Source organism: Niallia sp. FSL W8-0951, from assembly GCF_038006525.1.
Taxonomy (GTDB): Bacteria; Bacillota; Bacilli; order Bacillales; family Cytobacillaceae; genus Niallia; species Niallia circulans.
Genome location: NZ_JBBOVK010000001.1, coordinates 3,907,420 through 3,920,213 on the forward strand (window position 1 = coordinate 3,907,420; position 12,794 = coordinate 3,920,213).

13 protein-coding genes and 1 riboswitch are annotated in these 12,794 nt (G+C 37.0%); of the genes, 1 reads left to right on the top strand and 12 read right to left on the bottom strand.

From position 1 onward, the window contains the following. Positions 1-19: 19 nt before the first annotated feature. From NSS71_RS19010 to yeiL, 4 genes are all read right to left on the bottom strand, one after another. Positions 20-772, bottom strand: coding sequence for an amino acid ABC transporter ATP-binding protein (locus tag NSS71_RS19010; RefSeq protein ID WP_047940973.1), 753 nt, complete (start codon positions 770-772; stop codon positions 20-22). Between the two features lie 18 nt (positions 773-790). Further along, the gene (locus NSS71_RS19015) at positions 791-1,537 is read right to left on the bottom strand and encodes an amino acid ABC transporter permease (RefSeq protein ID WP_047940974.1); all 747 of its coding nucleotides are present in this window, start codon (positions 1,535-1,537) and stop codon (positions 791-793) included. 64 nt (positions 1,538-1,601) lie between these two features. After that, the gene (locus tag NSS71_RS19020) at positions 1,602-2,438 is read right to left on the bottom strand and encodes a transporter substrate-binding domain-containing protein (protein WP_047940975.1); all 837 of its coding nucleotides are present in this window, start codon (positions 2,436-2,438) and stop codon (positions 1,602-1,604) included. 108 nt (positions 2,439-2,546) lie between these two features. Further along, positions 2,547-2,728: riboswitch (Lysine riboswitch) on the bottom strand. A 126-nt stretch (positions 2,729-2,854) separates the two neighbouring features. After that, complete coding sequence (gene yeiL, locus NSS71_RS19025) at positions 2,855-3,526, bottom strand: transcriptional regulator YeiL (RefSeq protein WP_047940976.1); 672 nt, start codon at positions 3,524-3,526, stop codon at positions 2,855-2,857. A gap of 83 nt (positions 3,527-3,609) precedes the next feature. Here yeiL and NSS71_RS19030 point away from each other — a divergent pair, with 83 nt between their 5' ends. Then, positions 3,610-4,782: an MFS transporter gene (locus NSS71_RS19030; RefSeq protein ID WP_061797135.1), complete on the top strand. Its 1,173-nt coding sequence runs from the start codon at positions 3,610-3,612 to the stop codon at positions 4,780-4,782. An 81-nt stretch (positions 4,783-4,863) separates the two neighbouring features. Here NSS71_RS19030 and NSS71_RS19035 read toward each other — a convergent pair whose 3' ends face one another. From NSS71_RS19035 to NSS71_RS19070, 8 genes are all read right to left on the bottom strand, one after another. Next, positions 4,864-4,971, bottom strand: coding sequence for a methionine/alanine import family NSS transporter small subunit (locus tag NSS71_RS19035; RefSeq protein WP_123258587.1), 108 nt, complete (start codon positions 4,969-4,971; stop codon positions 4,864-4,866). 1 nt (position 4,972) lies between these two features. Then, complete coding sequence (locus NSS71_RS19040) at positions 4,973-6,478, bottom strand: sodium-dependent transporter (protein WP_061797137.1); 1,506 nt, start codon at positions 6,476-6,478, stop codon at positions 4,973-4,975. A gap of 422 nt (positions 6,479-6,900) precedes the next feature. Then, positions 6,901-8,349 (bottom strand): DEAD/DEAH box helicase, encoded by a 1,449-nt coding sequence (locus NSS71_RS19045; RefSeq protein WP_061797138.1) that lies wholly within the window; start codon positions 8,347-8,349, stop codon positions 6,901-6,903. 201 nt (positions 8,350-8,550) lie between these two features. Then, entirely contained in the window at positions 8,551-9,711 is a 1,161-nt protein-coding gene (gene dltD / locus NSS71_RS19050; protein ID WP_061797140.1) for a D-alanyl-lipoteichoic acid biosynthesis protein DltD, read from the bottom strand. Next, positions 9,711-9,947 carry a D-alanine--poly(phosphoribitol) ligase subunit DltC gene (gene dltC, locus NSS71_RS19055; protein WP_047940981.1) on the bottom strand — a complete coding sequence of 79 codons (237 nt, stop codon included), beginning with the start codon at positions 9,945-9,947 and terminating at the stop codon, positions 9,711-9,713. Before dltC ends, dltD begins: the two co-directional genes overlap by 1 nt. A gap of 15 nt (positions 9,948-9,962) precedes the next feature. Next, positions 9,963-11,120: a D-alanyl-lipoteichoic acid biosynthesis protein DltB gene (dltB, locus tag NSS71_RS19060; protein WP_047940982.1), complete on the bottom strand. Its 1,158-nt coding sequence runs from the start codon at positions 11,118-11,120 to the stop codon at positions 9,963-9,965. After that, positions 11,117-12,619 (bottom strand): D-alanine--poly(phosphoribitol) ligase subunit DltA, encoded by a 1,503-nt coding sequence (dltA, locus tag NSS71_RS19065; RefSeq protein ID WP_172885209.1) that lies wholly within the window; start codon positions 12,617-12,619, stop codon positions 11,117-11,119. The genes dltB and dltA overlap by 4 nt, the downstream gene beginning before the upstream one ends. A 17-nt stretch (positions 12,620-12,636) precedes the next feature. Beyond that, a complete protein-coding gene (locus NSS71_RS19070; protein ID WP_082138248.1) occupies positions 12,637-12,783 on the bottom strand; it encodes a teichoic acid D-Ala incorporation-associated protein DltX in 147 nt (48 codons plus the stop codon). Between the last annotated feature and the right edge of the window lie 11 nt (positions 12,784-12,794).

Below are 12,794 nucleotides of genomic sequence, written 5' to 3' on the forward strand. Positions count from 1 at the left end.
AAGTCTTTCCATGAAAGTACTATAGGCTGACTTGTGGCTGTACAATGGTGCGCTTTAAGAATTCTTGCGTACGTTCTTGTACAGGATGGTGGAAGATTTGTTCCGGACTTCCTTCTTCCGCAATAACGCCCTTGTCCATGAAGATAACTCTGTTTGATACTTCTTTTGCAAATTCCATTTCATGTGTTACCACTATCATCGTTAAGCCAGAATGTGCAAGCTCCTTCATGACCTTCAGTACTTCTCCTACCATTTCTGGATCAAGAGCTGATGTAGGTTCGTCAAATAGCATCACATCAGGATTCATGGATAAGGCTCTTGCGATTGCCACACGCTGCTTTTGACCGCCTGATAATTGTTTTGGCTTCGCATTAATATACTTGTCCATTCCCACAACATTTAAGTAATGCATTGCTACTTTTTCGGCCTCTTCTTTAGAGCGTTTTAAAACTTTTATTTGGCCTACTATACAATTGTTCAGTACATTATGATTGTTAAATAAGTTAAATTGCTGAAATACCATCCCTAAATTTTTTCGGTAGACCGCAACATCATGTTTTTCATCTAATATATTTTCGCCATGATAGAATATCTCCCCGCCACTTGGCTTTTCTAATAGATTTATACACCGAAGAAGCGTTGATTTACCAGAACCAGAGGAACCAATGATCGAAACCACTTCACCTTTATTAACGGAAAAATCAATATCTCTTAATACCTCATGTTTCCCATAGGATTTATTCAAATGCTTGATATCAATAATTTTGTCCAACCTTATTCACCTTCTTCCTTATTTTAATTTACCCCTTAATGGTTGTGCATCTGTTCCGATAACAGTGTAGCTATCGGACCCTTCTAACTTTCTCTCCATATATAACAATATTCTCGTAACAATAAAGGTCATTACAAAATAAATTAGACACGCTACGAAGAATGATTCAAAATACTTAAAATTATTTCCAGAAATTGATTTTGTCACAAAATATAATTCAGTAACAGAAATAACGTTTAATACAGAGGTATCCTTAATATTAATAACAAATTGGTTACCAGTTGCAGGTAAAATATTACGGATGACCTGTGGCAATACAATGTTCCACATTGTCTGCACATGATTCATTCCAATCGCATGCGCTGCTTCAAACTGCCCTTTATCAACAGAAATAATCCCCCCTCGAACGATTTCTGCCATATAGGCACCTGTATTAATGGAGACTACAATGATTGCTGCAGCAAAAACATTCATGTCTATACCAAATGCTAGCGCAGAACCATAATAAATAACCATTGCTTGAACAATCATTGGTGTTCCACGGAAGAATTCAATATAGATAGACAGGATGATATTAATTACTTTTAAAATAAACTTTTTTATGCCGCGTTCCGGTGTTGGAATAGTGCGGATAACCCCCGCAATCAATCCAATAGCAGCTCCAATAATGGTCCCTATCAAGGCAATGATAAGTGTTAACCCAGCACCACGAAGAAACATCGGCCAGTTTTCTGAAATTATTTTAATGATCCACTCAAGACTCATTTTTTCTCCTCACTTACTGTATAAAACCGCCTGTATTAAGATATACAGCCGGTTTTGTTCTTTTTTATTCTGCTGCTGGTTGATTTTTGATTGCATTATCCATCAAGCTTGTACGTTCTTTCTCTGGGATATCTGCTAAGATTTTATTAATCTTCTCTGTTAAATCACTATCCTTTTGCAGCCCTACAGCAATGGATGTGTCTTCTTCTGATGTTTTAAATCCTTCCTTAAATTCAACCATTACAAATTTATCATTTGCAGTTGACGCACTAACTGCTTCAGGACGTTCTGATACGTAGCCATCAATAACACCAGACTCTAAAGCAACCCTCATGGCTGGGAAGTTATCCATAGCTGTCTTTTTTTCTACCCCTTCAATTTGGTCAATGACAGAATAGTGAAAGGTATTTAGCTGTGCTGTAACTTTAGCACCTTTAAAATCCTGAATAGAAGAAGCCTTTTCATACTTGCTGCCTTTTTTTACTACCATTACTAAATTTGATTTATAATAGCTATCTGAAAAGTCAACAGTTTCTTTACGGTCTGCAGTTGGTGACATCCCTGCAATAATAGCATCTATTTTCCCTGAAACTAACGCTGGTACTAGCCCGTCCCATTCTGTTTTCACAATGACTAATTCTTTTCCGAGACCTTCAGCCACTTTTTTAGCAATTTCTACATCATATCCACTAGCATATTCTGATGATCCTTTGATTTTAACAGCCCCATTGGAATCATCGTTTTGTGTCCAGTTAAAAGGAGCATATCCCGCTTCCAGTCCTACTCTAAATGTATTGTCATCTGATGATCCAGAAGCTTGCTTATCGCTTGTTCCACAGCCTGCCAATAAAAGCATGGCTGAGACCATTAAAACCATCATCATTAATAATTTGTTTCTCATGTTGTCTCTCCTCCTATTTTTCTTTCAATCTACTAAAACAAAAAAAACGACCTGAGATCAACTCAGGTCGTAGTATATGTAATAGCCCTAAAGTCCTCTCTTTATCCCAAATGAGATAGCACAACTCAATAAACTAGGCGTTTATTGAGACAGTCCTGCAGCTCTTAACTACAGACCCAGCATGTAATACGGAGAAATATTACAAACTTCGGCGACATTTCCTTCTCCTTAGCATCATAGCTTCTCAAACTCCACTAAAGACTGTTAAATATCGCGCCTCTACCTCACTGTAAAAAAGTGAGGTCTTATTCAATTAATTTTAATAGTACCGTATTTAGTCGAGTTTAGTCAACCCGTTTTTCAATTCTAGTTTTTCCCATATTACTTTGTCTCTTTAAGAAAATCTTTCCTATAGATTATTTATTCTTTAAAGCTTCTGCAAGTTTCTTTAAAAACTGATAATCCTTTATTTGATAATTTCTTCCGTTCTTTTGCAAATATTGTTTTTCACAAAATTTTGTAAGCATGTATAACAAATGGCGATAGGATACCCCTAAATAATCACAAACAATCACATGTTTCTCCTTATAAATTCCATTGTCTGCCGTTTGCAAGATAAAGTCTGCAAGTCTATTTTCAAGGGGAAAAGCAAGGGTTTGCGAATACTTAGCTGCCATTACTGTTGCCTTTTCACTTAAAAACCTTGTAAGCTCACGCAAAAACTTAGCATCCTCCAACAATTTTGTTCGATAATAATAAAACGGAAGAGCAAAACAAATAACTTTAGTTGATGCTTGTATGCCCTTTGTATAATACACATCATGCAGTAATTCCATTTCGCCAATATAATCATTTGCATTAATGAAATTTATTAAAGATACCTTTCCATTTTGATGTGTTACATATATTTTCGCTTTTCCTTCCATTACAAAAAATAAATAATCCGGTCTCATTCCTTCTTTTATAATCCATTCATCCCGCTGGTATTCATGAATTTCTATATACTCTTCTACTTGGAAAGAAAATAGATCAGCAATTGAATTCCTTGTTAAAAATTGCTGCTTTTTATCTCCTTTGTAAATTTGCATCTTCTGCCTCCATAAATAAGAGATATCTCCTATTATTTATCTTTACTTCTATGATACCATGCAAATGAATGAGGAGGATAAGAATGAATACACAACGATGGATGAGTACACGTTTTTTTAGTTTTTTTATGACTTGGGGAATATTCCTGCCTTATTGGTCTGGCTGGTTAATTTATACAAAGGGAATCTCCGTCTCACAAGCCAGCTTCATTATGAGTCTTGGCTTAATCGCTAGAGGGCTGTCAACATTATTTGCCTTTCCTTATTTGTCGGAGAAATTTAGTAGTAAAACGTTATTAAATATAATGGGCGCCGGCACACTTGTCTCTATTAGTGGTTATATGCTAACAAACTCTTATTCCGGTCTATTAATCGTAACGGTTATTTTACATCTATTTTATCCAACTCTAATGCCAGCTTTAGATAGTGCCGCGAGTGTCCTTGTGCAGAATAAACAATTAAAACACTATGGGAGAAGCCGCCAATGGGGATCTATTGGGTTTGTTTCAGTAGGAGTCATATTAACTATTTTTACAGGTAAGTTCGGGGATGAGATCATTTTTTGGGCTCTCTTACTAGGGATTATTAGCTTTGTAGGTCTTAGTTTTATGAATGCACCTGCAATTTTAGCGAAAAAACCACAAGTTAAGCCAGCAGAAAAAATAAGTTTGCTGCAACTATTTCGCATCAAACATTTTATTTTAGTACTTATTATTGTCATTTTGCTTCAAGCAGCCCATGCTGCTTACTATAATTATGGCTATATTTTTCTTCAGGATATACATGCACCTATTTATCTCATTGGAGTAATCATTAACATAGCCGTCATTGCAGAAATCATCTTTTTTTCCATAGCAGATAAACACTTTAGTAGATTCTCTGTCGGTACGTTATTGGCAATAGCAGCAGCTGGTTCTTCTCTGCGATGGATAATCATTTTTGCGTTTCCTAATGTCATTGTTTTCTGCCTAACGCAAGCTTTACACGCCTTTTCATTTGCGATGGGACATTACGCCTTTATGAAATATTTGATCAACAATATTCCACAGGCACAAATCCCAAAAGCACAAGGCATATACTCAGCTCTCGCTCTGAGCTGGAGCACTGCCGTATTCACCATGCTTGGAGGCTTTTTATACGAAATAGAACCAAGATATGCCTTTCTTGGTATGCTCGCTTGCAGTCTGCCAGCAATGATCGTTGCACTGATTTATCAAAGGCTAGAGCAGCGAAAACAAGCTTGGATTTCTAATTGATATACCCTTCTTACCAAACAGCTTTACTATTGCTTTATTTAAAAAGGATTGGCCACTATGATGGACCAATCCTTTTAGTCATTATTTTGCCTTTTTAGATACTCTTACAACGTTAAAGATGCTGGCTGCTAAACCACCCCAGAGGATGATCATACCCACTATCATCATAGTGATTGCACTAGCTGACATATCAAGCAACCTCCTTATTTCTTTCTAGAGCTATATTCGCATTCCATTTTTTTCTAGATAGAAGAACTCCAATAATAATGCTCAGCACAACAACAAGCACACCGGCAGACAGAATCAGTTCTGTTGGATATCCTCCATAATTTTCTCTTAAGTTTTGGCGAATATTATCAAACATCATATAGCCTAGAACAATAGGTGTTATAACACTTAAACAAAATTTCCACCATGCACCAATACGCAAGTCAGAAATAGCATTCGTATGTGACTGTAATCCGTTTAATCCTCTAAAGAACCATGCAATTAAGATTACTTCTACAAATCCTGCCGTAACAATTCCAAAATTATTAATAAAGTAGTCCACTACATCCAGTAAATATAAACCACCGTTTGTTGCGAAAAGCAGGGAGATAACTGTTGCAGCAATTCCGCTTGTTAATACTGCTTTTGTTCTTGATACATTAAATTTCTCTTGCACACCTGCTATAAAGGTTTCCACGATTGAAATCATGGATGTCAAACCGGCAAAAACAAGAGAAAGGAAAAATAATACCCCAAATAATCCGTTCATACTAGGAAATTCATTGATGATGCTTGGGAAAACCACAAATGCTAGTCCAATTCCACTGCTGACTACATCTTGGACCTCCACACCTTGTTGGTTAGCCATAAATCCAAGAGCAGCAAAAACACCGATCCCCGCTAATAATTCGAATCCAGAATTTGCAAATGCTGTAATAAACGCATTATTATTGATATCTGATTTTTTTGGTAGATAGCTAGAATAAGTAATCATGATGGCAAAACCAATCGATAAAGAAAAGAAAATTTGCCCATATGCGGCAATCCAAACTTTTCCGTCCAAAATCATATCCCAGTTTGGCTTAAAGAAAGCATTCAAGCCTTGGACAGCTCCATCTAATGTTAAGGCACGAATAACGATTACCAAAAACATCACAATAAGAACAGGAAGGAATATCCTATTTAATTTTTCGATTCCTTTAGAAACTCCACGATACAATACAAATAACGCTACAACCCATACAAAAAGTACTGGAATGACAATACCAGGAACTAAACCGCCAATCGTTCCAGCTGTATCTGCTCTCTTTAAAACATCATTGAAAAAGAAACTTTCCGGATTTGAACCCCATTGGGTCCCAAATGAATAAATAGTAAACTTAATTGCCCATGCGACAATGACAGAATAATACGTACAGATGACAAAGGCAATTAACAACTGCCACCACCCCAGCCATTCTGCCTTTTTATTTAAACGAAATAGAGAAAGTGGTGCGGAACCACGAAATTTTTGTCCAATTGTGAATTCTAATATTAATATTGGGATACCTGCTGTTATAATCGCAAATAAATACGGTAAGAAAAATGCTCCTCCCCCATTTTCATAAGCAACCGCTGGAAACCTCCAAATATTACCTAAACCAATTGCAGAGCCTACAGCCGCCATGATAAAGCCATAGCGTGACCCCCATTGCTGACGTTGTTCCATAAGATGACCTCCAATTAAACTATTTTTTAAAAAGATTCAGATAGTTTAGTTTTTTGCATTCTATTAATATAGGGGTTATTAAGATGAATGTCAAACTACTTTTTGAAGTTTTTGTCGAAATTTAGGTGGTGATTTTTCCCAGGCTTTTATAGTGTGATATTTTCCCTCTTTTTAAAAGAAAAAGTAGTATAAATACTTTAGTAATCTGTGTAAATTTGATTAGGACAATTGTTCGCGTTTTTCATTCATTTTAAGAAAGAAGTTAGTAGTAATCATCCGCAGACTGAATACACTTTGCTTTCATGGGACGAGCTTGGTAGGGGGGTCGAACTATCTCGCAGCTCCCCTAAGAGTCTATGCGTATTCAGTCTGCTCCATTTTAAAAAAATTAATCTTGACTGCGAACTGTTCTAAAGCCTTTGTCAGTCCTTCTTTGCTTCATATACCTTCAAGGATTTACCCTTAATTGGTGTATTCTTCATCTTTTCGAGCACGACACGTCCTTTATCATTCAAAATCTCTACATACGAAAAAGTATCCATAATCGTAATAATCCCAATATCCTCTGCTGATACCCCTTCAATTTTTGCAATTGTTCCAACAAAGTCCACTGCTCGAAGCTTCTTTTTTTTACCGCCATTAAAGTATAATTTCATAATATGTTTATTTAATTTCTCATTTTTTGCCTTTTTAATCGCCGGCTCAACCTTCTTTTTTGCCTCAAAGTCAGATCGCTTATCGGCAACTTCCTCCTCTGCAGGAACAGCCCTTGTAGGAATTTTAAAGCCGATATATTCTTCTATCTCCTGTAAAAACTTCTCTTCAAATGGTGTCATGAAGGTAATGGCTCTTCCTTGTTTACCTGCTCGTCCAGTTCTTCCAGTACGATGAACATAGCTTTCCTTTTCTAAAGGAATATCATAGTTGATCACATGGGTTATATTATCAATATCAATTCCTCTTGCTGCTACATCTGTCGCAATTAAGTAGCGGAATTCTCCCCTTTTAAAATCATTCATAACATCCAGTCTATCTTCCTGTACCATCCCGCCATGAATTTGATCACAGTTATATCCTAAGTCCGTTAATTGATCACTCAGCATGTCCACCCTATCTTTTGTCCGACAAAAGATAATACAACTATCAGGATTCTCTACAATCGTTATAGCTTGAAGAAGAGAGAATTTTTCTTTTTCCTCTACTCTTATAAGCGTATGGTCAATTTTATCGGTAGTCAGTCCATTTGCCTTGATTTCAATGTCAATAGGTGTCTTCATATAGCGCTGGGATAGCTCTTTAACTTCCTCCGGCAACGTTGCTGAAAACAGCATAGTTACTCTTTTTTTTGGTAAAGCCTTGATTATTGCCTCTACCTGTTCAATAAATCCCATGTTTAGCATCTCGTCCGCTTCATCGATCACAAGATAGTTCAATTTTTCTAAGGTCAATGTTCCTCTCTCGATATGATCTAATACGCGACCTGGAGTACCAACTACTACATGTGTTTTTTGCTTTAATTCTGTTTTTTGGATGGCAAACGGCTGTTTTCCATATACAGCTGTTGCTTTAATCCTCTTCAGTCTTCCTATATCAATAAAGTCATCTTTGACTTGAACAGCAAGTTCTCTTGTTGGTGTTAATATTAACGCTTGTGGTTTATTCTCTTCCCATTCCACTAATTCACAAATAGGAATTCCATAGGAAGCTGTCTTACCACTTCCAGTTTGGGATTTTACAACAAGATCAATCTTTTCTAACACAAGGGGGATAACTTTATTTTGAACCTCTGTTGGATTTTTATATTCTAAACTATCTAGAGCTTTTACTATTTGATTACTTAAATTAAATGCATGAAAACCTTTTCCACTCATAACAAAGCCTCTTTTATTTTGGATTATTCTTTTATTATTTCCGTAAGCTCCTATTATACGCTATTTTTCACTTGATTCTCCTTGAATATTTAAAATGACGGCCTTAAATGAACTATATTGTCATTCATTCATCTTAATTTCAAAATACACTTTGTCGAAATAGAAGAAGACGATCCACTTCATACGTGAATCGTCCTAATGCTATTCAAGGAATCTTTGCATATCCTCACTTACATAAACCCAGCCCTTCCAGCCAATATGAATCGTATCCCTCATAAAATAGGGATCGTGCTCATGGCCGGAGTAATCAGCATAGTTAAAGCCGTTATCGCTTATCTGTTTCTTTATACGATTGTAATAACCTTGCCGCCCTTTTTTAGGAAAGCCTGTGTAATCATAATAAGCACCATTAACTGGAATGATAACAAAAAGCGGTTCAGCTTCTGCCTTTTTTAGAATATCAAGCATCAGCTGAAAATCATCGTACTCCAGCGATTCAGCATAGGAATGGCCTTTGTTCTTTCCTTTCATACTCTTCATATAATCATTCTTATGCTTATATACTTTATCATCAATGTAAAATTTAGAATGCTGTGTCCGTTTTTTGCCATAGGCATCAGCTTGTGCACGTAATTCTTCCCAAGTCTTATCCTTCACTTCAGCTGACTGATGTCGATTGGTTGGTTTATCTTTCAAAAGTGTAAAATATAAATCCTTTTTCTTAAGGATGGATATATACCCCTTTGCAGGAACGGATAACATTTTAAACATTGTCTTCTTGTCATTTAGATAAGCATCATAAAGTTGATAGAGTACCGTATCATTCTTGACCGCATTATATGACATCAGCCGCTCCATCAATTTTCGTTTCACCTGCTCATCCACATCCTTATTAAACGGAAGCTGGTACGCTTGCAGGGCAGAATAATTTGGTGCAAAATGCTGTTCGTCTGTCCCATGCTTTACAAACCATTGCGGCGATACTATGATGACCATTTGCTTGTTCTTCAATTGAGCAGCATGTGTTGCAAAGTTTAAATCATGAATAATAGATGTCATTCCGCCTTTTCCTATTAAATAAGGTGTGAATGGGGCGGAATTCATTTCGAAATAATTTGATGGATGAAATGGATCCCAGCGTGACAACTCCGAAGAGCCATAAATCGGAACATAGGTCGAACTTTTGAGCATCTCATTTTGTAAGTATGTTCCTTGGAACATACTTGGCTCTAAACTGATTGCAGATTCCTCTAACCGATCAGCAGGAACTAGCTTAGCCAGCCATGATGTGGGTATAAATACAACCCCGGCAAACAGGACCAATGCAAGAATGATTGGTCCAAATAAATATTTCTTCTTCATTATTTCAGCTCATTCAGACGTTCAACGATAGCATTTGGTGTATTCCATGTATCTCGGTCGAACTCTGTAATTGGTACATTGATATCAAGTTGTTCCTCAAATTTAACAAGTAATTCTACAGTCCCAAATGAATCGATCAATCCTGAATCGAATAAATCCAAATCATGCTCTTCTTTCACCACATCATCTTGACAAACTTCTGCAATAACTTGTAGTACTTTTTCTTTAAAATTCATAGATAGATCCCCTTTTTATTGAAATGGTTTGCCGGAAAACAGATAAAAACCGAAACAAACGACATGGAAAGTAATAATGATAGAAACCACTGTCATCGCTTTTCCTGTTGGCCAGCGTTTATGTTTTTTATTCCAAGTCTCGAAGAAATTAAAACCGCTCATCATCAGGGCATGATATGCTCCATAAATGATGTATTGAATCTCTAATCCATGCCATACACCCATCAAAAGGAACAGGAGAATATACCCTAAATTTGAAACGAGCATATTGTTCTTTATCCATTTTTTCTTCTTTATTAAGAAAACAAAGCGCATAAACACATAATCACGGAACCAAAATGACAAAGACATATGCCATCGATTCCAGAAATCCTTTATATTACGGCTCATAAATGGCTTATTAAAGTTCTCCGGTGACCGGATACCCATTATATAACTGACTCCGACTGCAAATGCCGTATAGCCGGCAAAGTCAAAGAATAGGTATAGGCTATAGCTGTACATGTATAGCAGGTGATAAGAAAGCTTACCATCTGCAATATAAGTTAAATTCATGATGAAATACGCATTAATGCAATAGCCGATTATAAATTTATACAAAAAACCAAGGAAGATTTTGTTAATCCCTTTATAAAGCAGATCTCTGTATTCCTCTGGTGTCCAACGCTTATTCTCATCCTTCTCAAATCGACGGAAACGGTCAATCGGCCCCGATGAAATGGTCGGATAAAATAACATAAAATTAACAAGCTGATAAATCGAAAGCTGATTTTTAATCAATCCATCTCTTGTTTCAATAATAATTTGGACAGCTCGGAATGTCAGATAAGAGATACCTAGAAAACTCGCCCAATTATCCACTGCCAAAATAGGCAAGACTTTAGATAAAATTAAAGGCAGAATGGATAGAAAGCTTATTACATAAAATACGAGACTACTATTCTTTTCCTGGCGATAATGAATATAGCCTTTTACCAATATCACTTGAAGGATAGTGAAAACTACTAACGAGAAAAAGCCTGCATTCCCACCAGAAAAGATAATGGCCAATACAACAATAGAAACAAATACATTGTAAAAACGCAGGTTCTTGCCCTTTATACCGAGGATTATCGTCGGCAGCAGCAAGATACCTAGAATTATGAAGAAAAGGAAAGAGCTATACGGGGTCATGCGAGTACCTCTTCCTTCATCTTCTTACGGTCTGCTTTTCCATTTATCGTCATGGGAATAGAAGAATGATACGTAAATTTACGAGGAATCATATATGCTGGCAAGCGCAAAGCAAGATCCTTACGGATAGCAGCTGTCAGTTTGAATTCCTTATCAAAATCATGATCCTCTGGAACAACTGCCGCAATCAAGTATTCAATTTCTTCATTTGGTGCATAAGGAATAATAATGGCATTCTTAATATATTCAGACTGATTCAGGTGGAACTCAATTTCTTCCAGTTCCATCCGATAGCCATGCAGCTTGATTTGATAATCCATTCTTCCTTGGCAGTACACCACACCGTCTTGAATGAAGCCTGCGTCTCCAGTACGATATACATTCATTCCGTTTATCATGCCAAATGCCTTTTCTGTCAGTTGCGGCTCACCGAGATATCCTTTTGATACACTTGGCCCCGCAAGAATAAGTTCACCTTTTTCTCCTTCTGGGAGCGGATTATCCAATTCATCTAAAACGAAAACCCTCATATCCGATTTTGGATAGCCTACTGGCAGAGCCTTCTCTTTCGTAAGCAATTCTTCCGTGATTTCAATAGACGTCACCGCTACTGTTGCTTCTGTAGGTCCATAGGTATTAAAAATTCTCGCTCTTGGGAAACGCTCCTTCAGCTCCTTGGCTACAGCAAGTGGCAATACTTCCCCACAGAAAAGGAATAGTTCAAGCTCTGGAAGCATCTTTTGATCAAAATCAGGATTAGGAAAACACATTTGCACAAAGGATGGTGTCGAGGTCCATATTTGTATAGACGAATGACTTAAGTTCTCAAACAAAAGCTTCGGTTTATTGCTTACTTCTTTCTCCAGCGTATGAATGGTACCCCCACTCTGTAAGGCTGGATAAAAGTCCATTACAGACAAATCGAATGAAAAGGGTGCCTGGTTCAAGAATACCTTTCCTTCCCCTAACGGAAAGTCCCCTGTCATCCAATCGGTAAAGGATTGTAGATTCGCTGCAGTTATTTGAACTCCCTTAGGATTTCCAGTACTGCCGGACGTATAAATGATATAAAAAACCTCATCACTTTGGACCCAGTACTCTTCTCCAATATGCTCTATTTGTTCCAAATTCATTTCTAGCATTTGTAAAACTATAACACCATCAAAATCCAGCTTGCTAGTTGTCGTATTAATTACCACTCCAGCACCGGATTTTTCGACAATAAGACGTACCCGTTCGATTGGAATCGACGTATCTACCGGTATATAAGGATGGCCGGCCTGAACACAAGCGAGAAACGATACCGGCATATCTATTCCCATATGTCCATACACTACAATTGGCGTCTGCCTCTCAAGCTTAATAGCATGTAATAAGCTTGCCAGCCTTCTTGATTTATCCCAGAGCATTCCATAAGTCAGCATCTGGCCTTCTGTACGATATGCTATCTGTTCTGATTTTCTTACCGCATGCTGCGCAATACGAGTTAAAAGTTTCATTTTATTATCTTCTCCATTTAGAAATCATTATAAATATAGTTGCCTGTATTGGCCGTATGGAAGCCATACATCAAGAATAAGGTAATGAGGATGGCAAAATAAAAACAAGTCTGTAAAGCAAACCGGACGCCAGTATGCCTATACAACTGTTTAAGCTTATTCATCTTCTCTCTCC